24 protein-coding genes are annotated in these 23213 nt (G+C 43.5%); 19 read left to right on the plus strand and 5 right to left on the minus strand.

Translation table 11 applies throughout. The features are described from left to right. Positions 1 to 109: 109 nt before the first annotated feature. Positions 110 to 1564, plus strand: a complete 1455-nt coding sequence (locus tag ASF12_RS09575; protein WP_056033208.1) for a glycoside hydrolase family 32 protein — start codon at positions 110 to 112, stop codon at positions 1562 to 1564. Positions 1565 to 1658: 94 nt separating this feature from the next. Here the strand turns inward: ASF12_RS09575 and ASF12_RS09580 are convergent, their stop codons facing one another. Then, on the minus strand, positions 1659 to 2540 hold the full coding sequence (locus ASF12_RS09580; RefSeq protein WP_056033211.1) for an ROK family protein: 882 nt from the start codon (positions 2538 to 2540) through the stop codon (positions 1659 to 1661). A gap of 192 nt (positions 2541 to 2732) precedes the next feature. Between ASF12_RS09580 and ASF12_RS09585 the strand changes: the two genes are divergently transcribed. The 6 genes from ASF12_RS09585 to ASF12_RS09610 all read left to right on the plus strand — a co-directional run bounded on the left by ASF12_RS09585 (position 2733) and on the right by ASF12_RS09610 (position 9548). Further along, a complete protein-coding gene (locus ASF12_RS09585) occupies positions 2733 to 4196 on the plus strand; it encodes a glycoside hydrolase family 32 protein (protein ID WP_056033215.1) in 1464 nt (487 codons plus the stop codon). Positions 4197 to 4252: 56 nt separating this feature from the next. Continuing rightward, complete coding sequence (locus tag ASF12_RS09590) at positions 4253 to 5587, plus strand: ABC transporter substrate-binding protein (RefSeq protein WP_056033218.1); 1335 nt, start codon at positions 4253 to 4255, stop codon at positions 5585 to 5587. Between the two features lie 106 nt (positions 5588 to 5693). After that, complete coding sequence (locus tag ASF12_RS09595) at positions 5694 to 6569, plus strand: carbohydrate ABC transporter permease (protein WP_056033221.1); 876 nt, start codon at positions 5694 to 5696, stop codon at positions 6567 to 6569. A gap of 1 nt (position 6570) precedes the next feature. After that, complete coding sequence (locus ASF12_RS09600; RefSeq protein ID WP_056033224.1) at positions 6571 to 7404, plus strand: carbohydrate ABC transporter permease; 834 nt, start codon at positions 6571 to 6573, stop codon at positions 7402 to 7404. Between the two features lie 14 nt (positions 7405 to 7418). Beyond that, complete coding sequence (locus tag ASF12_RS09605) at positions 7419 to 8507, plus strand: glycoside hydrolase family 172 protein (protein WP_056033227.1); 1089 nt, start codon at positions 7419 to 7421, stop codon at positions 8505 to 8507. A gap of 48 nt (positions 8508 to 8555) precedes the next feature. Further along, positions 8556 to 9548 carry a LacI family DNA-binding transcriptional regulator gene (locus ASF12_RS09610; protein ID WP_056033230.1) on the plus strand — a complete coding sequence of 331 codons (993 nt, stop codon included), beginning with the start codon at positions 8556 to 8558 and terminating at the stop codon, positions 9546 to 9548. Positions 9549 to 10066: 518 nt separating this feature from the next. On the opposite strand, the gene ASF12_RS09615 is transcribed toward ASF12_RS09610, so the two are convergent. Then, entirely contained in the window at positions 10067 to 10420 is a 354-nt protein-coding gene (locus tag ASF12_RS09615) for a winged helix-turn-helix transcriptional regulator (protein WP_081418719.1), read from the minus strand. A 191-nt stretch (positions 10421 to 10611) separates the two neighbouring features. Between ASF12_RS09615 and ASF12_RS09620 the strand changes: the two genes are divergently transcribed. The 5 genes from ASF12_RS09620 (at position 10612) to ASF12_RS09635 (ending at position 15195) form a co-directional block, all read left to right on the plus strand. Next, complete coding sequence (locus ASF12_RS09620) at positions 10612 to 11646, plus strand: LLM class flavin-dependent oxidoreductase (protein WP_046232312.1); 1035 nt, start codon at positions 10612 to 10614, stop codon at positions 11644 to 11646. A 26-nt stretch (positions 11647 to 11672) separates the two neighbouring features. Next, complete coding sequence (locus ASF12_RS09625; protein WP_056033233.1) at positions 11673 to 12797, plus strand: NtaA/DmoA family FMN-dependent monooxygenase; 1125 nt, start codon at positions 11673 to 11675, stop codon at positions 12795 to 12797. 122 nt (positions 12798 to 12919) lie between these two features. Next, positions 12920 to 13063: an SDR family oxidoreductase gene (locus ASF12_RS33585; RefSeq protein WP_235533108.1), complete on the plus strand. Its 144-nt coding sequence runs from the start codon at positions 12920 to 12922 to the stop codon at positions 13061 to 13063. 235 nt (positions 13064 to 13298) lie between these two features. Further along, entirely contained in the window at positions 13299 to 13724 is a 426-nt protein-coding gene (locus ASF12_RS09630; RefSeq protein WP_056033237.1) for a MarR family winged helix-turn-helix transcriptional regulator, read from the plus strand. 367 nt (positions 13725 to 14091) lie between these two features. Beyond that, positions 14092 to 15195, plus strand: a complete 1104-nt coding sequence (locus ASF12_RS09635; RefSeq protein WP_056033240.1) for a Gfo/Idh/MocA family protein — start codon at positions 14092 to 14094, stop codon at positions 15193 to 15195. A gap of 21 nt (positions 15196 to 15216) precedes the next feature. Here the strand turns inward: ASF12_RS09635 and ASF12_RS09640 are convergent, their stop codons facing one another. Beyond that, on the minus strand, positions 15217 to 15762 hold the full coding sequence (locus tag ASF12_RS09640; protein WP_056033243.1) for a TetR/AcrR family transcriptional regulator: 546 nt from the start codon (positions 15760 to 15762) through the stop codon (positions 15217 to 15219). A 236-nt stretch (positions 15763 to 15998) separates the two neighbouring features. Here ASF12_RS09640 and ASF12_RS09645 point away from each other — a divergent pair, with 236 nt between their 5' ends. The 7 genes from ASF12_RS09645 (at position 15999) to ASF12_RS33590 (ending at position 21688) form a co-directional block, all read left to right on the plus strand. Next, the gene (locus ASF12_RS09645) at positions 15999 to 16760 is read left to right on the plus strand and encodes an SDR family oxidoreductase (protein WP_056033246.1); all 762 of its coding nucleotides are present in this window, start codon (positions 15999 to 16001) and stop codon (positions 16758 to 16760) included. Positions 16761 to 17485: 725 nt separating this feature from the next. Then, positions 17486 to 17629: a hypothetical protein gene (locus tag ASF12_RS34355; protein WP_155972988.1), complete on the plus strand. Its 144-nt coding sequence runs from the start codon at positions 17486 to 17488 to the stop codon at positions 17627 to 17629. 273 nt (positions 17630 to 17902) lie between these two features. Next, positions 17903 to 19249 (plus strand): NtaA/DmoA family FMN-dependent monooxygenase, encoded by a 1347-nt coding sequence (locus ASF12_RS09650; RefSeq protein ID WP_081418721.1) that lies wholly within the window; start codon positions 17903 to 17905, stop codon positions 19247 to 19249. A 14-nt stretch (positions 19250 to 19263) separates the two neighbouring features. Further along, positions 19264 to 20004 (plus strand): oxygen-insensitive NADPH nitroreductase, encoded by a 741-nt coding sequence (gene nfsA, locus ASF12_RS09655; RefSeq protein ID WP_056033253.1) that lies wholly within the window; start codon positions 19264 to 19266, stop codon positions 20002 to 20004. A gap of 135 nt (positions 20005 to 20139) precedes the next feature. Continuing rightward, the gene (locus tag ASF12_RS09660) at positions 20140 to 20565 is read left to right on the plus strand and encodes a MarR family winged helix-turn-helix transcriptional regulator (RefSeq protein WP_056033256.1); all 426 of its coding nucleotides are present in this window, start codon (positions 20140 to 20142) and stop codon (positions 20563 to 20565) included. Positions 20566 to 20671: 106 nt separating this feature from the next. After that, positions 20672 to 20908: a DUF896 domain-containing protein gene (locus tag ASF12_RS09665; RefSeq protein ID WP_056033260.1), complete on the plus strand. Its 237-nt coding sequence runs from the start codon at positions 20672 to 20674 to the stop codon at positions 20906 to 20908. A 585-nt stretch (positions 20909 to 21493) separates the two neighbouring features. Next, complete coding sequence (locus tag ASF12_RS33590) at positions 21494 to 21688, plus strand: helix-turn-helix transcriptional regulator (protein WP_081418722.1); 195 nt, start codon at positions 21494 to 21496, stop codon at positions 21686 to 21688. A 157-nt stretch (positions 21689 to 21845) separates the two neighbouring features. On the opposite strand, the gene ASF12_RS09670 is transcribed toward ASF12_RS33590, so the two are convergent. Together ASF12_RS09670 and ASF12_RS09675 are read right to left on the minus strand one after the other, a co-directional pair. After that, positions 21846 to 22418 (minus strand): histidine phosphatase family protein, encoded by a 573-nt coding sequence (locus tag ASF12_RS09670; protein ID WP_056033263.1) that lies wholly within the window; start codon positions 22416 to 22418, stop codon positions 21846 to 21848. Further along, complete coding sequence (locus ASF12_RS09675) at positions 22415 to 23155, minus strand: DeoR/GlpR family DNA-binding transcription regulator (protein ID WP_056033266.1); 741 nt, start codon at positions 23153 to 23155, stop codon at positions 22415 to 22417. The genes ASF12_RS09670 and ASF12_RS09675 overlap by 4 nt, the downstream gene beginning before the upstream one ends. Positions 23156 to 23213: the final 58 nt, after the last annotated feature.

A 23213-nucleotide genomic window follows, 5' to 3' on the forward strand; every position in this document is an offset into this window, starting at 1 on the left:
AGTGTTTATATGCCGCAACCGTATATTGGTATCAGGAGCGGGATACAAGAGATGCTTATATGCCGGTTTCGTTGAATGAACGCTTAGCCACTTAGAGGAGGGTTATAATATGAAGGAATTTTTTTATCGTCCAGATAATGCTTGGGTAGGAGACGTTATTCCCTATTATGAAGATGGAGAGTTTAAGCTATTCTATCTGCATGGGTGGAGAGATAACCACAAGGAAGGCCTTGATCATGGCTGGCATTTGCTTGGAACGAAAGATTTCGTGCATTACAGAGAAGATGGTGCTTGCAAGATTGAAGGCGGGACCGGCCATATTCTAAAAGTTGACGATGTCTATCATATGTTCTACTGTATTTTTCCTGAAGGAAAGCAGTTTGCTTGTCATGCCGTCAGCAAGGATTTAAAAACATGGGAGCCCATTCCTGAAGATACTTTTGGTCCGGATGGCGAGATTTATGAGCTGGCAGACTGGCGTGATCCCTTTGTTTTCTGGAATGAAGAAGAAGGTCAATACTGGATGTTAATTGCTGCTCTGGCCAAAGGACCGACAAACCGAAAAGGCTGTACGGGTCTACTCTCTTCCAAAGATCTCAAGCATTGGGAGTACCGCGAGCCGTTGTATGCTCCGAACCTGCATGTAGGCGCGCATGAGTGCCCGGACTTGTTCCGTATCGGAGATTGGTGGTATTTGATCTATTCTTCTTATACGGGGCGTTTCGGGACCTTTTATCGGATGAGTCAATCTTTAAATGGCCCTTGGATAACTCCAGAAGAAGAGGCTTTTGATGGACGCGCTTATTATGCGGCCAAGTCGGCGTCCGATGGTCAGAAACGCTATTTGTTCGGCTGGAATCCAACAAAAAATGACGATCTGTTCGGCTGGAACCCGCCAAAAGCTTCAGGCAAAGATTATGACACTTGGGATTGGGGGGGGAATATGATTGTGCACGAAATTATTCAGCGTCCGGATGGAACGCTTGGCGTCAACGTACCCGAAACGATTGACTCAGCCTTTACCAAACAGTTAACCGTGAATTTTGAGGGAATCACTGGAGATTGGTCGATCACGGACGATGCACTACTCTGCGTATCTCCTTATAACTTTGCCGGTTGTATCACAAAGGAGGAACTCCCCGATTTGTGCAAGATTTCTGCAGCAGTTCGTTTCTCGGAGTCGACCCAGGGTCTCGGGTTCATGGTTCGGGCAGGCGAAAGTCTGGATTTTGCCTATTACATCACGCTTGAGCCCCAACGTAGCCGAATTACCTTCCGCGGGCCAATTATGCAATCTGAAGAAGGGGGCAAAACCTTCCCCTACGAGGTTGAGCTGGAACGTCCGTTCAAGCTGCTGCCGGAACATGAATATGAGCTAAAGGTATTTATTGATGGCACGATTTGCGAAATTTATGTTGGCGGAGAAGTAGCAATGAGTGCCAGAATGTACGACATTCAACATGGAAAGCTGGCCATGTTCGTCAGCCAGGGCACAGCGGAATTTAACCGGGTTAAGATTGAAACTCCCCAGAATGATAAAATACACGCCAAGGAGGAAAGCTGATTCGAATAGGCTTTCTGATTCAAGCGAGAGGCTGTCCGTATCTAATAACGGGCAGCCTCCGGTTTTGTACACCTGCACTCATATAATTTACCTCTTAAGCCCATCCCTTTATAGCCTTGATCCCTAGCGCCAGAGCGCCGCTTAAGCCAGCATTGTCACCTAGACCAGGAGGTACTATATAAGTATCCATTGGCTCCAGGATTTCAGGCGCAGCAACATAGCCGTTCAGCGCCTGACGGACTTCGCTTCGGATCAGTGGAAACAATTGTTTCTGGTGCATGACGCCTCCGCCCAGGATCACACGCTTCGGAGACATCAGAAGAATCACGCCTGCGATGGCTTGGCCCAAATAATAAGCTTCCATTTTCCATGCCTGATGCTCCGCTGGCAACATAGTACCTTTGACGCCCCAACGCTTCTCGATTGCCGATCCAGAGGCCAATCCTTCCAGGCAGTCGCCATGATATGGACATAGGCCTTCGAAGCGATCCTCTGGATGCCGCCGAGTCAGGACATGACCGCCTTCGGGATGAACAAGTCCGTGGATCAGCCTGCCTTCTGCATATACGCCCACTCCAACACCTGTCCCGATTGTATAGTAGACGCAGTTGTCCAACCCCTGGGCCGCGCCCCATTGGTCTTCACCAAGGGCGGCAGCATTCACATCCGTATCGAACCCAATCGGCACTGGAAAATGCTGTTTCATAACCCCCACGAAGTCAAAACCTCCCCAGCCCGGCTTGGGTGTAGTGGTCACATGCCCGTACAAGGGGCTGGATAGATCCATATTAATCGGCCCGAATGACCCGATACCAATAGCCTGAACCCCTCTATCTTTAAAATAATCAACCGCCTGTTGCAATGTCTTATCCGGAGTCTCCGTCTTAAAGCTGATCCGGTCCAGAATTTCACCTTCCTCATTGCCTACTCCGCAGATGAATTTTGTTCCGCCTGCTTCAATTGCCCCAATAATCATGTTACGTCTCCTTTGTCTAGGAAAGGATGGACTTTCCAATTTTTATTTTTGGTAAACGTTTTACTATAATATAATTACAAAAATGTTTTCCGCATCATTAATACTAATATACAAACAAATGAAACCGTTGACAAGACTAAAAATTGTGTTACTATATGTTTGTAAAACGTTTTACTAATGGAGATGATGAGAATGAGGAAAGTGTTCTACAGGCCTGCGAATGGCTGGGTTGGTGATGTGATTCCGTTTTATGACAATGGGGAGTACAAGCTCTACTATCTTCACGACGAGAGAGAGAGAGGAGACTATGGCAACCATACCTCATGGAATTTGCTCGCCACCAGAAATGGACTTGACTTTAAGGATTATGGAGAGGTTCTGCCGAACGGAGATGAAACTGCTCTAGACCGGAATGCGTATACCGGCTCTGTGATCAAGGACAAGGAAGGTATGTACCATCTTTTCTACACGGGACATAATCCCAACCCTGCGTTTTGCAAGGATGGTAAGCCCTTACAAGTTGTGCTGCGGGCTACGGGTACCGACGGCATTCATTGGACGAAGGATAGCGGTTTTAAACTGTACGGGGATGAAGTGATTTATGAGCAATTTGATTGGCGTGATCCCTTTGTATTCTTCAACGAAGAGAAGCAGGAATATTGGATGCTGGTCACCACTAGGGAAATGAACTCTTCCGAGAAAAGAGGAGGGTGCATCGCACTTCTGACTTCTGATGACCTTGTGAACTGGAAATATGGTGAACCCTTCTACAGCCCGGATAAATACATTACGATGGAATGTCCCGATTATTTCAAGATGGGGGAATGGCACTACCTGATCTACTCCACCTTCAGTGAGAAGTTCGTCACCCATTATAAAAAGAGCAAAACAATCGATGGCTTATACACATCACCGACGCTGGACACCTTTGACGGCAGAGGATTTTATGCAGCCAAAACAGCTTCCGACGGCTTGAAGCGGTACGCCTTTGGCTGGGTTCCATCGAAGAAGGGCTCGAATGATTTTGGGGATTGGGAGTGGGCGGGCACTCTGGTTGCCCATGAGCTGCACCAGAACGAACACGGAGAACTTCTTGTGAGAATGCCGTCTTCCATCTATGGACATTTTAACAAGGAAGAGCGAATTCTGCTGCAAGAGGAGAAAAATTGCATTCAGCAGGATAACTGGCTGCAGCTTTCTTCTCCGGATGGTCTAGCTTATAGCGTGCTTAACTCTTTGCCTTCTCAGGTCATGCTTGAGGCTTCCTTTACGGATTGGCAGCGTGTGAAGGACTTTGGCATCGCAGTTCGCACGGACAAGGCGCTGGACAATGGTTACTTCATCAAATTTGATCCTTTTCATAACCGGATTGCCTTTGATATGTGGCCAAGAACAGAACCGGGATTCTTTCAATGGCAAATTGCCGGGGACAAGCCGCAAATGATTGAGCTGGAGCGTCCATTTGATTTTGCGAGTCACAGCCAGATTCATTTTCAGTTGATTCTCGAAGAAGATATCCTATGCCTGTATGTAAATGATGAAGTCGCCATGACAACGCGAATTTATAACTTCAAGGACGGTCATTTTGGTTTTTTCGTAAATGAAGGAGCTGTAAAGGTTCAGGACATCACCATGAAGACAAATGTTGAGCTTTAACTGGCAAAAAGGCTTCACGGCAATTATAGGGATTAATTTATTGGAGGGGTTTTAATATGACAAAAAAATTGTCAAAGGTTATCACTGGTCTTGCAGTTTTCTCCTTGGCAGCAACTGTTCTGGCAGGCTGCGGTAGCTCCGCAGACAACAATAGCTCAGATAATGCTGGTTCCTCGAATTCACCTAAGGAGCAAACGCTGACCTGGCTCTCGGCCAGACCGGAGAATGGGGCTATTGTTCAGACGGTTCGTGAGCTTGCTGACCGATTCGCCGCCGATCATCCGGGCTTTAAGCTGGATATTCAGGTAACAGCGGACAGGCCTTCTTACCTGACCAAACTGAGAACGCTGGTTGCTTCAGGAAATATGCCGGACTTCATTGATAGTGATGCCGATCCTTTCGCTCAGGAACTTGTAAACGCAGGCTACCTGGTGGACATGGAGAAATTCCTGAAGGAGGAGGGAGTGTACGACCAGTTCTATGAGCCTGCGCTGAAATATCAGGAGTTGCCGGATGGAAGCCTGTATCTTCTGCCGATGGAATACCATATGGAAATGACATGGTATAACAAAAAAATATTTGCTGACAACAACCTTGAAGTGCCCAAAACCCTCGACGATCTGCTTGCGGTCAGCGATGCGCTTAAAGACAAGGGAATTACACCTATCGCTGTTGACGGCGTTGATGTATGGCCAGTATTGCGTTATGCGGCTATGTACCCGTTCCGGACCACAGGCAATCAGTTCATCCGGGATTTGAGTCAAGGCAAAGCCAAAATGTCCGATGCGACAGGCATGCAGGCGGCGAACTTTGCTTCTCAAATCGGAAAATACTTTCAGGATGGATTCGCTACCACCGATTATACGACAGCCAGAAATCTGTTTCTGAACGGCCAGGCTGCCATGTACAACATGGGAACTTGGGAAATACCATCCTTTGTGGAAGACAGCCTGCCGGAAGGACTCAAGGGCAATGTGGATTATTTCTATCTGCCAACCACCAGCAATGCGGTCACACCGAACAATGAATTTTTCGGCAACAGCGGCATCGGACTTGGAGCTTCCGCGAAAACATTCGATGGACTGCCTAAGGAATTCCTGAGCTATGTGCTGAAAAATTACAGTGATGTCTATGTGGCCAAACAACAAATGTCACCGCTAAAATTCACCATTGATGACGAGTCCAAATTCTCCGAACTGTTCCTGCGGATTAAAAAGGATATGGACAACTACGGCTCAGAGTTTGCCAAGCCTTGGGATACTCTGCTTGATCCGAACACCAACTCGGTGATGAGCGACCTGATTACCAAACTGACCATGGGCTTTATGACTCCAGAGGATTTTGCCAAGCAGATTGATGATGCCATTGCCAAGAATACAGCCAGCAAATAAATAAAGTAGTTCTTCTTATACGATGATATTTCTCCGCCTGGGCCTTGAGGTCCGGGTGGAGCCCTATATTAATAATAGCGTAATTACAAAAGAGGGGTGACCCTAAATGAATGTGCTTAAAGACAAAAAAGCATGGCTAGTCTTCATCTTGCCGGCTTTGATATTTTATCTGGGAACGGTTTTTGTCCCTATTATCCAGTCGCTGAATTACAGCTTTCAACAATGGAACGGCATTCAGGAGCCACGTTACATCGGCTTTGATAATTATATTGCAATGTTCAAAGATTCGTATTTCTGGAATGCTGTGCAAAACAATCTGGTATATGTGGTAATAGTGGTATTTATGCAAGTGTTTATCGGCTTGTTTTTTGCCCTGTTGCTCTCCTATGTTAACAAAGGTGCAGGAATCTTCAGAACACTGTATTACCTGCCAGCAGTTGTTGTAACCATAGCTATTGCGCAAATGTTCCGAAATTTTTATTCCCTTCAGCCTCTTGGTCTATTGAATATGTTTCTAGATTGGGTGGGCCTGAGCCATCTTCAGTCCGCCTGGCTCTCCAATCCCGATACTGCATTAATCGCTGTATCCATCCCTGAGGGATGGCGATTTATCGGGATGTATATGGTTATCTTTTATGCGGCGCTAATTGCAATTCCCAAAGAAATTGAAGAAGCGGCTAAGATTGACGGTGTAAACGGCTGGCAACTTATTCGTTATATTAAGCTTCCGAGCATCATGCATGTGCTAAGCCTATCTTTGATTATGTGTACTACAGGGGCTCTGAGGGGCTTCGATATTCCTTACATTATCGGTGTGCCAGGGTCTTCAACAGAGTTGGTTACCACCTATATGTATAAACAAGCGTTCTCCACCATCCAGTATGGATACGGAAGTTCGATTGCTGTGTTCATCGTTATCGAAAGTCTGCTTGCAGTATTGCTCATACGGGCTATTTTTAATTCAAGAAAAGGAGATGCCTGACATGTCCAAGAAGAAAAAGCTCTCCTATTCTCTTTTGTATATTCTGGTCATTGCGATTCTGCTGATTCAAATTTATCCGGTAGTCTGGCTGATGCTATCCAGCTTTAAGTCGAGCATCGAGTTGACTACACAGCCGTTTGCAATGCCTTCGTCCTGGTCGTTCGAAAACTATGCGAGTGTATTCCGGGAGAGCAGTCTGCTGCTATATATCAAGAACACCGCTATTGTGACGTTTGCCTGTCTCGCACTGATTGTGTTTCTGAGCGCGACGGCAGGCTTTGCCCTTGTCAAAATGATCAACCGACTGAATTCGAAGCTGCTGTTGTTCTTCACGATAGGCATTATGATTCCGATTCAGGTTACGCTGATTCCTCTGTTTATTATGTACAAAGATTATGGTTTGCTCAATTCGTATGCAGCGCTGATCCTGCCTCAGGTTGGTTTTGCCTTGCCATTGTCTATTCTGATCTTCACCAGCTTCTACAGATATGTGCCGGGTGAACTCCTAGAGGCTGCAGTAATCGACGGATGCAACATTTTTCAGGTGTTTTTCCGAATTGTTTCGCCGCTTACGGTTAATACCACCATTACGGTGGCATCTATTAACTTTATTTTCATCTGGAATGATTTCGTGTTCTCTAATACGTTCACGAATGATAAGGCATACAAGACGATTGCCGTTGGGCTGCAGGAATTTATTGGTGCCTTTGGGGCTACAGACTGGGGCCAGACTTTTGCAGCAATCAGCATCAGCATTATTCCCATTATTGTTACGTACTTGTTCTTGAATAAATATGTGATGGCCGGTGTATCTGATGGCGCAGTTAAAGGATAAGGAGACGATTAACCATGCAATCCATGAATCAGCTGTTTGGTAGAATGAAAGGTAGGAGCAGAGCGATTACGGCGGAGAATCCACAGGGCCTCAAAGGGGAGGGCGGTAAAGCGGAAGGCCCCCTTGGCGTTGCCCGCAAAGGCAAAGCGTTCATATCGCTCGCGCAGGGAGAAACCGCAACGCTTGTTGATATTGAAGGACCCGGAATCATTCAGCATATCTGGATGACCGTTACAGATAAGACCGAATCGGGCTGGTTCGTCCTGCGCGATCTTGTGCTGCGCATGTACTGGGACAATGAAGAACATCCATCCGTTGAAGTACCGCTGGGCGATTTCTTCTGCAATGGCTTTGGGGCACGTACGGTTGTCAATTCACTGCCGATTGTCGTTAATCCGGTCGGCGGTATGAACAGCTACTTTGCCATGCCCTTCCGCCAAGCTGCGAAAGTAACGATTACGAATGAGCATCCGCAGAGTATTGAGGCGTTTTTCTATCAATTCGACTATATGCTGGTTGATGAATTGGATGAGGATATCGAGTATTTTCACGCCCAATTTCGCAGAGAAAATCCGACTGTGCTGAGGCAGGATTACACCCTTATTGATGGAATTAAAGGAAGAGGCAAATTTATCGGTACCTATATGTCCTGGACTTCTCTATCCCGTTACTGGTATGGTGAAGGAGAAGTGAAATTCTACATCGACGGCGACCAAGATTGGCCGACGATTTGCGGTACCGGGGCCGAGGATTATTTCGGCGGTGCATGGGGGTTTGTAAAGTATGATAACGGAAACCCGGTACATGAGCAAACCTATTCGACTCCCTTTATGGGTTTTCCTTATTTTGAGACGAGAGACAATACACGGTCACATATTTATGATGGGGCGGCTTGCCCGATGCGGGGCTTCTATCGTTGGCATATCCTTGATCCAATACTGTTCGAAGAAGATCTGAGGGTGACCGTACAGCAAATTGGACATGATGGCCAAGCTTTATTTGAACGAAGTGACGATATTAGTTCGGTAAGCTACTGGTATCAGACTGAACCGCATCAGTCGTTTCCAGAATTTCCGGCAGTAATGGACAGGCGTCCGCGATAACTGCGGAGGTGCAGGCGTTGTCCAAGTAAATTCGCAGAGGTGCATCAAATGGCAAAAAAAAGAGTTACGGTAGTTCAGGTCGCCAAAGACGCGGGCGTATCGCCTGCAACGGTCTCTCATTTCATGAACGGCAATTTTCACCGGATGCGTCAGGAGACACGAGATAAAATAAGCGACTCGATCACCAAGCTCGGATATCAGGTAAATCCCGTTGCCAAAAGCCTGATTACCGGCAAAATGCATACCATCGGACTGGTTCTGTCAAACAGTACATACGATGGTTATTTTGAAGATTTGTATTTCTTGCATTTTGCCAAGGTGTTGAAGCAACAACTGAAGACTATGGGCTACAAGCTGATCCTCCTGGACTTTGATGAGATATTTATGAATATCCAAATGGTCGATGGAATTATCGTAAAGGCCACCTCGGAGACAGAAAAATTCATGCCCAGACTTATGGAACTCAACGTTCCGGTAATTACCATTGGCAGGCATAATCTATCCTACGGCGCCCATATTGTCCGAGTGAATGACTATCAATGCGGCCAAACGGGAGTGGACCATTTAATGTCTCAGGGATATCAGAAAATTATCATTCTGACCTATCCACATGGTGAGGTTCCTGGTTTCGACGATAGGTTGAATGGTGCTTCCCGCTCTCTTCAGGAGAAAGGGAATCTGACGACGGTCATTACAGGAGATATGACAGAAAGCTTCGGGTACGAAACTGTGATGCAGTTGGTCAAGAATGGCCAGCTACCGCAGGCGTTGTTCTGCCTCAATGATATCACTGCCATTGGGGTGTTGAAGGCTTGTAAGGATCTGAATCTGTCCATACCGGAGAAGCTTGCGGTATTGGGTGTGGATGATATGCCGACTGTATCCGAGTTGCTCAGTCTGTCCACGATCCGGCATCCGATTAACGATCTGGCGAAGAATGCCTCTGAGCTAATAATTCAATCTATTGAAACGAAGGGGGAATCTGCTCATCCTGTCGACAGGATGTTCCCCATTGAACTAATGGCAAGACTTACCAGTTGAGCAAGCATACCAGGAACACGCGAAGGTTAGAGAGGATACGGGCTGTCGAGAAATTTTCGGCAGCCTTTTTCTAAATAGTATGACTAGCGAAGCTAGGCACAACTAGCCGGTGAGAGTTCGGTCGAGGTAGGAGCTAAGTCACAAAGTGCACCGTGACGATATCATCTGGCAAGCATGTAGGCGAGTGAAAGCAAGGGGCGGAGCGGTGGTTTGGATGGGATAAGCATCACTTATATCGTCAAAGACGACTACGGGGAAGAAGGATTTGTAAACGAAGTCCAAAACAGTCTGAAAGTAGGGAAGTAACATTCCTTATCAGCAAGGAGAAAGGAAATACTGAAGTCGGACGGAAAGATGCGCCCCTAAGGCATTCCTGCTCTCCAAGAAAGCATCGTCCAGATGGCGACAAAAATGGTGATGGAGCCGGAATATGCTCATGACTTTTTTGGCGCTGCATTCCATTCGTTTATGGCCTAAATAAGTTTGCGTATACGCCTTAGTTTGGAACTCTATCGAGCTTAAGGTTTTTCACCGTATTCTTTACCGAAGTCCTCCATTTTTTCAAGGATCGGTAGTAATTTGTTTCCCTTGTCTGTTAACGAATACTCTACTCGCGGAGGAACTTCTGGATAAACATCACGTTTTATAACTCCATCGTTCTCCAACTCTTTAAGCTGCTTTGTGAGAGAGCCTTGTGATAAATCTCCAAGAAATTTTTTTATATCCGTGTAACGGCGTGTTTCTCCTTTTAGATACCATAATATAAAATATTTCCAACGTCCTGAAAGGACATTTTGAGTTAAGGCTATCGCATACATGTCTCTATTTTCATCCATAAATTCTTGCTCAAATCCTTCATTACAAACCTTCATTATTGTCACTCCCACTCTATAGGTACAAAAAGTTGTACTAGGTTCATCTATATTGCCCTCTTTGCAAATGAACCTAATGACTTTATGATTATGTCATCAAACACAAGTAAACAGTTAGTAAGCTAAATGAAATTTCGAATTTATATTTAGTAAGCTAATTAAAATATAACACAGAAAGGAGTAATTGATAAGTGAATACAGCCAATAGACTAAAACTTTCGATTTTGGACTTTGTTCATATTTATAAAGGAACTGCGGCTACGAAAAGTCTTCAAGACATGACGGAAATGGTTCAATTCGCAGAACAGTGGGGATTCAACAGGTATTGGTTCACTGAACACCATAACACAACAACTTTGATGGGTACTTCACCAGACTTGCTGAGCCTGCATGCAGCAGCTCACACCAAAAGCATTCGAGTAGGTTCCGGGGGGATCATGTTGCCTAACCACAGCCCCTTGAAAGTGATGGAGAACTTTACTCTTCTCGAAGGATTATATCCAGGGCGTATTGACCTCGGGATTGGCAGGGCTTCGGGTACTGATGGCAGAACCATGTTGGCATTGTTAAGATCACGAGAATTAATGGAGGTTAATGATTTTCCTGAGCAATTAGATAACCTGCTTTCCTTTTTTGAACGTAACTTTAAAGAAAACCACCCGTTTAGTCACATCAATCCTCCTGGTGATAAATCAATGGTTCCAGATATGTTTATGTTGGGATCTAGCGAGGGTGGATTGCATTTTGCCTTGGAAAAAGGATTAGGGTTTGTATTTGCTGCTCATTTGGCCCCTCAACTAGCTATTCCCATGTTAAGAGCTTATCATTCGGGTTTTAAACCTTCGTCGTATTTAAGTGAACCCCAAAGTATGTTAACGACGATCGTTATTACAGCTGAGACGGAAGAAGAGGCTAAATATATAGCAGGACCGGCGGAGTTAATGTGGGCACAGATGAGTACAGGGACGAGAAATCTTACGTTTCCTACACCTGAAGAAGCCAAAAATCACACATACACTCCTCATGAAGAGCTGGCGAGGGAACGAAATAAAGAACGTTTTGTGATTGGAAGCGTTGGACAGGTTGCTGAGCAACTTCAACAAATTGCGAAAGCAAGTTTAGTGGATGAAATCATGATTGCAGACTTTTATCCTAATCAAGAAAGCCGAAAGAAAGGGCATGAATTATTGGCGAAGGAATTAAATTTATCGCAGGGGGAGCAATGAACTCGCGTAAAGGAGACCACCCAACAATGGAAAGAAGAAAACTTAAATTAGGTGGTATCATTGATGGCGTTGGTTGGAATCACACGGGTTGGCGCCACCCCGATATTCCTGCAGATGCCAGTGAAAATGTTGATTATTACGTTCAAAAAGCCATACAGCTTGAGCAGGGTAAGTTTGATCTCATTTTTTTAGCTGACGTCAGCCATATTGGACCTGGCATGATACCACACTATCTAAGCATGTTTGAGGGCGTATCTATATTGTCTGCATTAAGTATGGTGACTCACTCCATTGGCTTGGCCGCAACAATAGCTACTTCGTATGCTGATCCATTTACGGTTGCCAGGCAGATAGCCTCGCTGGACAAGATTAGCAAAGGCCGAGCAGGATGGAATGCGATCACCTCCAATCCAGGAGGATTAGCCAATTACAGTCGGTCCCATTTAAGTAAAGCAGATCTTTATCCCATGAAAAAAGAGTTTTTAGAGATCGTTGAAGGCCTATGGGATTCGTACGAGGACGATGCTTTCATACGTGATAAAGGAAGCGGGATATTTTTCAATCCTAGTAAAATGCATCCGATAAATTACAGCGGGAATTACTTTTCAGTGGAGGGGCCATTAAATGTTAGTCGATCTCGACAAGGAAGACCGGTCGTCTTTCAAGCCGGCACCTCCTTGGACTTCATGAATGTAGCTGCAAAGCATGCCGAAGTCATCATGGCGCCAGGTGATTTTGATTATCTTAAAGGATTCGTTTTTGAACTCAAAAAAAGAGTGCAAAATCAAGGACGTTCACCAAACGATCTACTGATTATGCCTTCACATAGCCCCATAGTTGGCGAAACGGAAAAAGAAGCATTAGAAAAGCTAAGGGAAATGGAATCATGGATGCCTAAAGGTTATCGCATGCCAAAACCTACATTGATGGGATCCGCTGAGAATGTTGCAGAAAAAATAGAACATTGGTATAGAGCAGGCGTTATGGATATATTGCTGATTAGACAAGACTATCCGGCAGGATTTGAGGATTTTATTCAATTAGTTGTACCTATTTTGCAAGATAAGGGCATATTCCGAAAGGAATATGAGGACAACACACTACGAGGTAATTTAGAACTGCCATACCCTGAAAACAGGTATAAGAAGTAATAAATTGTTAGAAAAGAGGAGAAATGAACCGGTCAAACGGAAAAATCAACGAGTGCAGAAGACATGGCTAATCGACTGATGTATCTTCCGAGAACGATTGGAATGAGGTAGTCAGAAAAATCGTGGAAATTTATGGGAAAGTTGATATTTTAGTCAACAATGCTGGAATTGCAGCTACGAAGTCCTACAAGGATACAACCATTGATTATTGGAACTTGGCACTAGATATCAATGCATTGCTATTCAAGCTTTATCCAAGGCTCTGAGCAAAGACCAAATTACAGAACGCGCGCAAGAAATACCCATCAAAAGATTAGGGCAGTCTCAAGAGGTTGCAAATCTAAAGTTAGTATATGAGGCCAGCTATAATCAAAGCCTCATATACTATCACTTTTATTTATGTTAATAAAATTTGAAGGAAGTTCATCATACGTTAATTTTCACATCCATCTCCCTCGATATAGCCAGCCCGCTAAATAAAATGAGAGTGAGGATGAATGAATGACAGATCAAGTGGATTGTGATATTCGTCAGTCGTTAGACCGAGTTTCCTCTCAAATGCGTCGACATTATAGCGACTCTCTAAGAGAACTAAACCTTTACGCGGGTCAAGATAATTTACTGTGTCGCTTGTGGTTAGATGATGGAATCACACAAATGCAACTCAGTGAACATCTAAAATGCGAACCTCCTACGGTAACCAATATGGTTAAATCATTAGAGCAAAATGGGTTTATAACCCGGAAACGTGATGAACAAGATGCAAGAGTCATGCGAATTTATCTCACCGACAAAGGAAAAGAATTAGAGGTTCCTGTTAAGATCAAATGGAAAGCACAACAGGAAAAATTGCTACAGGCCGTTACTATAGAAGAGCGTTTGAACCTCCGAAAATTAATTCAGAAATTGGAGAGGAATTTATCATGAGCTCTCCATCTTCTTTATGTATGCAACAGGCTAAATATTTTTGATTTAATATCAGAATGAGCAAAGGGATTATTTGGAGTTGCTATTCCATTTGTGTAATTACCCAAAGAAGAGAGGTTACTTTTTGAAAACAATGGCTATAATCGGCGCTGGGCCCGGCCTAGGTTTCTCACTGGCCTAAACTTTTGGAAAACATGGTTTTCGCATCGCTCTGGTATCCAGAAGCCAGGACAAGCTTAATCAATACGCAGAACAGTTGAATGAGATGAACAGTAGAACATATCAAGATTTTTTCATAAGTGATTGATCTGATTAAGAACAGGATACAGCTGAATTAGTACATTTAAAAATAAGGGAGATGTTTTCATTGGATAAAAAAATTCGTACAGGAATCATAGGTGCTTCAATTAATAATGGTTGGGCGAGTGGTACACATATTCCAGCCATTGAGCATTTGGATGAGTTTGAGCTTACTGCAGTGGGGACAAGTAATATGGTGAGTGCGAAGAAGAGCGCAGAAGCTTTCCATGCAGATCACGGCTTTGATAACATGGAGGATCTGGCTCAACATCCTGATGTGGACATGGTCGTCGTCAGTATTAACGTCAAGGAACATTATAATGCGGTTAAAGCCATTGTGCCTGCTGGAAAACCGATCTATTGCGAATGGCCACTGGGATCAAATACGAATGAAGCACTTGAAATGCAAGAATGGGTAGCTTCCTCAAAATTGCCAAATGCGATTGGATTACAGGCCAGACAAGCCCCAGCCATTCAGTATGTGAAAGATTTATTGGCAGAAGGTTATGTTGGGAAAGTATTGTCTGCCAATCTAAAGATCTCCATTGATGGCATGGGTGGCGTGGGTGACAAGTCCAGTGCGTACTTGTTTGATCGGAAGATTGGAGGGAACTTGCTAACAATTGTAGGTGGACATAATCTGGATGCATTTACCTACATGCTCGGGGACTTTACCGAACTTTCTGCCCTTACAGCACAGCAGTTTCCTGAAGTCGAATTGGTGGATATTCAGAAAGTCATCAAGAAGACGACAGATGATCAAATACTGATTACTGGAAAATTAACGAGTGGTGCCGCGGCCAGTGTTCATATTCAAGGAGGAGTCAAACATCAAACAGGACTAACACTTGAAATTTTTGGAGATAAGGGCACAATCGTGCTGAGTGCGCCTGCATCCATTCAATTCGGATCACACCAATTACGCGGTGCAGGACCTACTGATAACGAGCTTCGTGAACTAACCATTCCGGATTCCTATTACTGGGCCCCGCAATCTCTAAAGAATGACTCAGGGTTTGTTCTGAATATGGCTCAAGCTTATCGTAAGTTCGCCCAAGATATTCAAGAGGGAACATCCTTAGCTCCTACTTTCGCGGATGCGGTGAAGCTTCATCAGTTACTTGATGCCGTTGAAAAATCAGCACAGACCGGTGAACGTCAATACTTTTAATGCTTAGTTCGATGTTTTCGATTAGTCAATTTGTATCATTTGAACAATATGCTCAGCTATACTTTGTTCTGTTAGTTTAGTTTGTTCAGCAGTATGCAGAGTAACTGCTTCATTAATCATGTTGGCATAGATTTGTACGTACAAAGTACGTTCATCAGAGTATATTTCCTGCATACAAAGATTCAAATAATGCTTTAGTGCAATGACTAATTTTGAAGAGAGTAGAGGAATAATTTTGTTATAGTTCCGGCGACATTTCTTTTTGACTTGTTGATGATACTCAAATGCTGCGAATACTAATTGCATCATATTGTCTTTTGTAAATGTACACACACCATTAGTATGTTGTTGAATAAGTTCTTCCGCTGATTTTCGTATAATCTCATTCAACAATTCATATTTATCTTGGAAATGAGCATAAAAAGTTGCTCTATTGATTTGGGCCCGTTCCGTTAAATTTTGTATTGTTATTTTATCAAAATCTTTTTCTTCCATCAGTTCAAAAAGTGACTCAAAAATGGATTCTCTTGTTCGAGTTGTACGAATATTTCTTACTTTAAGTCCCATGGATCTAGCTCCTTTTTTTAAACCAACAAATGGCTCGCATTGTTGGTTGTTCCTCAATGATGTTCCGGATACAATTGAACTACTAAAGCAACTATTGTTGTAATAGTATAATACTAAGAAGGTGGTTAGTCCATTCAGAAACTTTAAAGTGCAAGGTTAATAGTAAGTACAGATTTCATCTAACAATGTAATAAAATTTCAAAGTAATTAAAAACCAAATATTGGAGGAATTTTAAATGAAACTTACAGGAAACACGATCTTCATTACAGGTGGCGGTTCAGGAATTGGACGTGCATTGGCAGAAGCTTTACACAACCTTGGAAACAAAGTAATCATCTCAGGTAGAAGAAAAGAGCGTCTGGAGGAAGTAATAAGTGCTAATCCCGGAATGTCTTCAGTTGAACTGGACATACAGGATCTTTCCAGTATTGAGGCAACCGCTAAGCAACTTATTCGGGACTTCCCTGATTTGAATGTCTTATTTAATAACGCTGGCATCATGCTTTTCGATGAGGCTGCGGGTGTGATTAATGAAGAGGTTCTGGTTTCAACGGTCTCAACAAACTTGCTTGGACCAATTCGAATGACGTCTTCATTAATCGAACATTTGAAGTCTAAAGAAGAAGCTGTGATCATTAATACGACTTCTGCGGTCGGGTTTGTTCCGTACGCAGCGACTGCGGTGTATTCGGCGACCAAAGCAGCGCTCCATTCCTATACCTTATCACAACGTTATTTGTTTAAAGATACAACAGTAAAAGTATTAGAAATCATACCACCTGGGGTTCAAACGGAACTCATGACAGATCTTAGTGACAGTCCGCATGCGATGCCACTTGGAGCATTCATTGAAGAAACAATAAGATTACTCGGTACGGATGCTGAAGAGGTTCTAGTGGAACAAGCGAAAATGATTCGTGATAATCAAGGCCCGAATGAAGGAACTTTTGTAATGCAACTTAACGATATGGCGACCCAAACAGCAACAGGCCATTAATTTCATCCTTCTATGACTGTCGGTTTCATTGTTACCAAGCTATGCCTCAATTAAAGCTGATAGCAAATAAAAAATATCGTTGGGAGAGAGTCAATATGCTGATCAGCAATAATTATCAAAAGACTCCACAGGCACTTAATGTCGGGCTTTGGTGCAAGAACGGCTTCTCTTGAAGTCGTTGATCGGTTTGAGCTTGATGGTAAACGTACTTTTTCGTTACAAGTTCTTGTCCCGAGCCAAGGGCAAGAACTTGAACTCTGAGATTTGTGCCTGCGCCTGCAGTTTGCAGACCGATTTGACCAAAGAGTTGAGGGGGATTAAGGACAGTAATTGGAATAGTAATTGAGTTGGCCAGAGGCTGGTACGACCTATACGAGCGTAGAATACAAGCAGAAGAGACATTCCCTATGGATATCATGCAGTTATTGAGCTAATTCATCAAACAGGACTAACACTTGAAATTTTTGGAGATAAGGGCACAATCGTGCTGAGTGCGCCTGCATCCATTCAATTCGGATCACACCAATTACGTGGTGCAGGACCTACTGATAACGAGCTTCGTGAACTAACCATTCCGGATTCCTATTACTGGGCCCCGCAATCTCTAAAGAATGACTCAGGGTTTGTTCTGACCTACTGATAACGAGCTTCGTGAACTAACCATTCCGGATTCCTATTACTGGGCCCCGCAATCTCTAAAGAATGACTCAGGGTTTGTTCTGAATATGGCTCAAGCTTATCGTAAGTTCGCCCAAGATATTCAAGAGGGAACATCCTTAGCTCCTACTTTCGCGGATGCGGTGAAACTTCATCAGTTACTGGATGCTATCGAAAAATCAGCACAGACCGGTGAACGTCAATACTTTTAATGTTTAAAAACTCGAATCCGCAGCGAACAAGCAAGCACATTGCAGCTGCGGATTTTTTACCGTTTGCAAACACTCCTAATCTAAAGGTACAAAAAGTTGTACTATGTTCATTCAAATTGCCCTCTTTGCAGATGTAACAAATAAATTTATGATGGTGTCAATGTCACTGAACAGAACAAAATCATTTAATATTTATTTAGTAGGCTAATTATTATGGCGCTACAAAAGGGTGATTCCACTCTTGGCCCATCCGTAATGAAGGAGAAGAACGTTATGGAAAAAAGAAGTAAGATGCAACTGGCACTACAGATGGTTTCTGGATATGGTGCTGAATTCAGCGCATGGAGGATGCCTGGCACGGACCCTGCAGCTTACACCAATATGGATAGTTATGTGGAGCGGGCTAAATTAGCTGAACAAGGAAAATTTCAAATGATCTTCATTGCCGATACTCCCGTATTATCCAACAACTTAGGTTCTCAGACGCCTATGTTCCCTATGGATCCTATGTTGGCACTGATGGCTGTAGCAAGAGAGACGAAACACATTGGGCTTGTTGCTACTCTCTCTACGACATTTAATTACCCATACAACATCGCACGTCAGTTCAAAGCACTGGATGTAATCAGTCATGGACGTGTGGGATGGAATGCGGTTACCACATCCGACCCCTTAGCGGCAGCAAATTTCGGTGCCCGGGTTACCGAACGCAAAGAGCGATATGACAAGGCACATGAGAGCATACAAATTGTTCAGGCCTTGTGGGGGAGTTGGGAATCAGACGCATGGACGTTAGATGTAGAAGGAGGGAGATTTGCCGATATGGACAAAATCCAGCCTATAAACCTTCAGGGTCAATATTATGCATCTCGTGGTCCTCTGCCCATTCCCCCTTCCGAGCAAGGACAGCCTGTTATTTTCCAGGCAGGTGGAGGAAGAGAAGGACTAGAATTGGCGGGGAAATATGCTTCGGGTGTCTACGCCAATCCTTATGATATAGCGTCTGCTCGTGAACACAGACAAGCAATCCGACAAAGTGCTGTCCGTTTCGGTCGAAACCCTGATGATATCAAGATGTTTGCAGGTTTTATGTTTTCTCTGGCTTCAACGGAAGAAGAAGCTCTGAATCGTCGGAAACAGCTTATGAACTTCAATCCCCAGGAAATCCCCAATAGGGTAAGTTATCTCGGTTCCATGATTGGTGTACCCTTATCGGTAAACTTGGTTGATATCGATAAGCCAATACCGGCTGACTTGTTGAAAAATGCATATGCCAACCCAAGGGACCCACGTTCTCCAATAGCCTTGAAATTGTTGTTGCAAGGTCTATCCGTTCGGGATGTTCTCGCTCACGGGGTAATCAACTATCATCCCGTCGTTGCAGGCACACCCACACAGGTTGCTGACTTTTTAGAAGAATGGTTTTTGGCTGAAGCATGTGACGGATTCTCAGTCGTACCCGACGTATCTTTTGATGGTGTTGCGGATTTTGTAAATCAGGTTATACCCATCTTGCAGGAGCGTGGTTTGTTCCATAAGGAATATGAAGGAAAAACACTACGCGAGAATATGAGCATTCCTTACGAATATGGAATGCGGGAATATGGAATAAACGAATAGAGGAGAGAATTTTAATGAATCATACACTTGAATTGCTTCATAACCATACATCATTTCGTTCTTACACATCTCAACCCCTGACTCAGGAACAAATCGATGCGATCTTTCAGGCAGCGAATCAAACTTCATCGTTCAGTCTCCTGCAGGCCGTGTCCATTATTCGAATCACCGATCCGATTCTTCGAAAAAAAGTCAGACACCTTTCTGTCAATCAACCTTATGTTGAAGAAGCGGCTGAGTTTTGGATTTTCTGTGCAGATTTCAACCGGAATCATCAAATTGCTCCGGAAGTGGATATCGAATATATTGAATTTCTGTTAATCGGTTCATTCGACGCCGGACTGGTAGCACAAAATGCATTGACTGCTGCCGAATCCATGGGGCTAGGCGGGGTATATATTGGTGGGATCAGAGCAAATATTAACGAACTATCTGACGTATTGGGTTTACCGAAGTATGTGATTCCTTTAGTGGGGCTATGCATCGGTCATCCAGCTGAAAAAAAGCCTGAGCTGAAACCTCGGCTGCCTCAATCCATGGTTTTACTTGAAAATCAGTATCAATCTCTTGATCAAGAAAAATTAGCTATCTATGATGAAACCATGTTGAAGTATTATGAAAATCGTCCGACGAGAGCCCCTTTCACCGTGAAAAAAGTAAAAGGATGGAGTGACCACATCCAAGATCATCTCCAGAGAAGTATTCAGCCTCAAATGATGGAGTATTTGAACAAACAAGGATTTGCCAAAAAATAAGTTTCGAACAAAGTCCTTTTGAACCTTAGAGCTGCCCCCCAATAGGCGGTAGCTCTAAGGTAAATTGACACCTGTAGTTCACCGTGATACATTTAGTCTGCTAAATATCAATTGGATGACTCGGAGGGATAGTTCATGACAGATGCAGTAGATTGTGATATTCGACAGTCGTTGGATAGGATTTCCTTCCAAATGCGTCGAAATTATAGTGAATCTCTTAGGGAACTTAATCTCTATGTAGGACAAGATAATTTGTTGTATCGTCTGTGGTTGGGTGATGGGGTAACACAGATGCAACTATGTGAACACTTGAAGTGCGAACCGCCTACGGTAACGAACATGGTTAAATCACTGGAGCAGAACGGATTTATATATCGTAAACGTGATGTACAAGATGCAAGAATCATGCGTATTTTTCTAACGGACAAAGGAAAAGAATTAGAAAAACCGGTTGAGATGAAATGGAGGGAGCAGCAGGAGAAATTGCTTCAATCCATTTCTAAGGAAGATCGGTTGATTTTAAGACATTTAATGCAACAAATGGAGAGGAATATAGTATGACTCTCTATTTCTTCGACATATATTTAGCTTGCTAAATATGTATGATCAAATTTGCTAAGTTTAATCAAGCTTGGTTCCACAAATAAAAACAGAGGAGCGTATGAACATGCTTATCCCATATCTGGACAGAATTAATGAATTAAGCAGGAAACAAAGTAATAGTGGTTTGACCGACCAGGAGAGATCAGAACAGAAGGAGCTTCGGCAAAATTACTTGAAAATGATTCGAGGGCAAGTTCAAACAACGATGCTTGCGGTATCCGTGGTAGATTCTAAAGGTAATGATGTCACCCCATCCAAATTGGTTGATGAAAAGAAAATCTTTTTCGATCAAAATCGCTAAATTAGCGAATTTTTTGTTTCGGGAATGGGAATGTAATATGTTGTCCTAGACGGGGTTACCTTGTTAATCATAATTTTATTGTTCATTCTGATAAGGATTTATGTGTTTAAACCAAACAGAAAGAACAATGAGTCTAGCGAAGCGAGAAGTAGGAGTTAAATCAGGACTTATGTAAATGGTCATTGTGCGGGAAACGATAGCTCAATAAAATCAATAAGGTACTATATTTAATAATTAGAGGGTAAATAAATCATACGGAAGCAATCGCTAATTCATTGTCAATAAATTTAATAAGCTGTTCATAAACAATATTTATTGAAGCAGACTCAGGGTATAATTTTTGAAGTAAAAGGCCACCTTCTATACAGGATATAATATACATAGCTACATGCTGAGGATCCACTTCCTCATTATACTTAGGTCTTTATTTTCTTTGGACACCTTGTTCGGTGATGAAAAACTGTGGAACCAGTAAAAAATGTGTGGAACCAGCATGTAAGATGATGATGCATCTAGAGGGGAGTCTGAGGGAATGATTCCGGGCTTTCCTCTTTTTTATTAAATCGATATTTGGTGGTGAAAGGTATGGGAGAAATCGGATATCGAATAAAATGTATTCGAAAAGAGAATAATCAAAACCAATCTCAATTCGCAAAGGCCATCGGGATTTCTCAAGGGAACTTGAGTGAAATTGAAATGGGAAATAGTAATCCTTCAGCTTCAGCTACGTACAGCACTCCACATATATCTACTTATGATGATTCTATTGTAGACAACTAGTCTAAACTTCCTGTCCACAATCCTTCTAAAATTCCGCCATTGGAAAAGCAAAAACCCACTCACTGAGCGGGTTTTCAGTATGGAGGCGAACCGAGCTCCTTGCCACAGAAATTACTTCTTAACATTGAATCGAAATCGATTAGAATCTCGTGTAAACTCATTCCAAATGCTTACTACAATTCAGCAAATCACAGCGCCAACCGGACGTGTAAAAGCCCAGGATAGACAAGGAAGTGTTCGTCAAATGCTGCTGTACCACCGTACCATATCGATTGGCCAGTACAGGTTCAATAATTCCCCCATGGCTAACGATCAGAATTCGTTTTCCGTCATAAATACGCGAGTTTTCCTCTAAAAAAGAGTCCCAACGAAAGAGCACGGATTCCAGCGACTCTCTTCCCAAATTCAACTCACGCCAGTTCTCTCCCCATCTTGCAATCCTTTGCGATAGGGTGGTCCCTTCTAATACCCCGAATCCGCGTTCACGAAGCCGTTCATCCACGCCCAGGAAGGGAATCTCGGATGAGCTTGCTAACAGCTCTGCTGTTTGTCTCGCTCTGTCCAAATCGCTGGATAAGATCCCATCCCAATCCGCATGCTGAAGAGATTTTCCCAATAATACAGCTTGATCTCGGCCAATATGCGCAAGCGGGATGTCCATTAGTCCCTGCATACGGCCATACAAATTCCACTCCGTCGTCCCGTGACGAATAAATCCAATTCGGATCATGTTGCTACGAAATACTTTGCATGTTTCTCCAGGGTATCGTTGGACTCATCGGTAATGATAATACATTCTTCGATGCCGAACGCCTTGCAGAAGGTTGTTTTATTTGCCTTGGTGCTATCCAACAGAACATATATATCCGCCGAGTTGTTCTTTACGATTTCCTTCTTCTTGGCTTCTTTCGGATCCGGCGTATTGATCCCGCTCTTGAGACTGTAACCGCTGGCGCCAAGGAACGCCTTGTCAAAAAACATGCTGTCCAGTTGGGTTTCTGTTAACGGGCCCGCAATGGAAGCGATAGACTTCGTAACTTCTCCGCCCAGGACGATACAGCTGAATTTGGCATCATCAATTTCGGCGATCACTTTAGTGTTGGAAGTGACCACTTTGATATTTTTCTCTTTCAAATATTTGATCATCTCGAACACGGTAGTCCCAGAATCGATATAGATGACATCCCCTTCATTCACAAGCGAAGCTGCAAACTTCGCAATTTGATCCTTTTTCTCAATATTCAATAACACTTTGGTTTGGATCGGAGTTTCATAGGCATCCTCTTTGATTCGGACGGCGCCGCCCCGCAAAAGCTCAATTTGCCCTTCGTCAGCCAGAATTTTGAGATCCCGGCGGATCGTAGACACCGAAGTGCTTTTCATCGATTGAGTCAGTTCTTCGACATATACAATTTCTTTCTTTTCGACCTCTTCAAGAATCTGCTTTCTGCGTACATACGGAATCATGATTGATCCACCTCAGCCCTTAAGCAATACAGCCTTATTAGTCTAAAAAAGTTAATTC

It is taken from the genome of Paenibacillus sp. Leaf72 (genome assembly GCF_001422685.1).
Classification (GTDB): domain Bacteria; phylum Bacillota; class Bacilli; order Paenibacillales; family Paenibacillaceae; genus Pristimantibacillus.

Excerpts from the sequence above, each read along its gene's own strand:
- ASF12_RS09605 (WP_056033227.1), top strand. The coding sequence starts at position 7,419 with ATGCAATCCATGAATCAGCTGTTTGGTAGAATGAAAGGTAGGAGCAGA.
- ASF12_RS09615 (WP_081418719.1), bottom strand. The coding sequence starts at position 10,420 with ATGAAGGTTTGTAATGAAGGATTTGAGCAAGAATTTATGGATGAAAAT.
- ASF12_RS09590 (WP_056033218.1), top strand. The coding sequence starts at position 4,253 with ATGACAAAAAAATTGTCAAAGGTTATCACTGGTCTTGCAGTTTTCTCC.
- ASF12_RS09630 (WP_056033237.1), top strand. The coding sequence starts at position 13,299 with ATGACAGATCAAGTGGATTGTGATATTCGTCAGTCGTTAGACCGAGTT.
- ASF12_RS09645 (WP_056033246.1), top strand. The coding sequence starts at position 15,999 with ATGAAACTTACAGGAAACACGATCTTCATTACAGGTGGCGGTTCAGGA.
- nfsA (WP_056033253.1), top strand. The coding sequence starts at position 19,264 with ATGAATCATACACTTGAATTGCTTCATAACCATACATCATTTCGTTCT.
- ASF12_RS09610 (WP_056033230.1), top strand. The coding sequence starts at position 8,556 with ATGGCAAAAAAAAGAGTTACGGTAGTTCAGGTCGCCAAAGACGCGGGC.
- ASF12_RS09600 (WP_056033224.1), top strand. The coding sequence starts at position 6,571 with ATGTCCAAGAAGAAAAAGCTCTCCTATTCTCTTTTGTATATTCTGGTC.
- ASF12_RS09660 (WP_056033256.1), top strand. The coding sequence starts at position 20,140 with ATGACAGATGCAGTAGATTGTGATATTCGACAGTCGTTGGATAGGATT.
- ASF12_RS09640 (WP_056033243.1), bottom strand. The coding sequence starts at position 15,762 with ATGGGACTTAAAGTAAGAAATATTCGTACAACTCGAACAAGAGAATCC.
- ASF12_RS09585 (WP_056033215.1), top strand. The coding sequence starts at position 2,733 with ATGAGGAAAGTGTTCTACAGGCCTGCGAATGGCTGGGTTGGTGATGTG.
- ASF12_RS09665 (WP_056033260.1), top strand. The coding sequence starts at position 20,672 with ATGCTTATCCCATATCTGGACAGAATTAATGAATTAAGCAGGAAACAA.
- ASF12_RS09650 (WP_081418721.1), top strand. The coding sequence starts at position 17,903 with ATGGAAAAAAGAAGTAAGATGCAACTGGCACTACAGATGGTTTCTGGA.
- ASF12_RS33590 (WP_081418722.1), top strand. The coding sequence starts at position 21,494 with ATGGGAGAAATCGGATATCGAATAAAATGTATTCGAAAAGAGAATAAT.
- ASF12_RS09675 (WP_056033266.1), bottom strand. The coding sequence starts at position 23,155 with ATGATTCCGTATGTACGCAGAAAGCAGATTCTTGAAGAGGTCGAAAAG.
- ASF12_RS09595 (WP_056033221.1), top strand. The coding sequence starts at position 5,694 with ATGAATGTGCTTAAAGACAAAAAAGCATGGCTAGTCTTCATCTTGCCG.
- ASF12_RS09670 (WP_056033263.1), bottom strand. The coding sequence starts at position 22,418 with ATGATCCGAATTGGATTTATTCGTCACGGGACGACGGAGTGGAATTTG.
- ASF12_RS34355 (WP_155972988.1), top strand. The coding sequence starts at position 17,486 with ATGGCTCAAGCTTATCGTAAGTTCGCCCAAGATATTCAAGAGGGAACA.
- ASF12_RS09580 (WP_056033211.1), bottom strand. The coding sequence starts at position 2,540 with ATGATTATTGGGGCAATTGAAGCAGGCGGAACAAAATTCATCTGCGGA.
- ASF12_RS09575 (WP_056033208.1), top strand. The coding sequence starts at position 110 with ATGAAGGAATTTTTTTATCGTCCAGATAATGCTTGGGTAGGAGACGTT.
- ASF12_RS09625 (WP_056033233.1), top strand. The coding sequence starts at position 11,673 with ATGGAAAGAAGAAAACTTAAATTAGGTGGTATCATTGATGGCGTTGGT.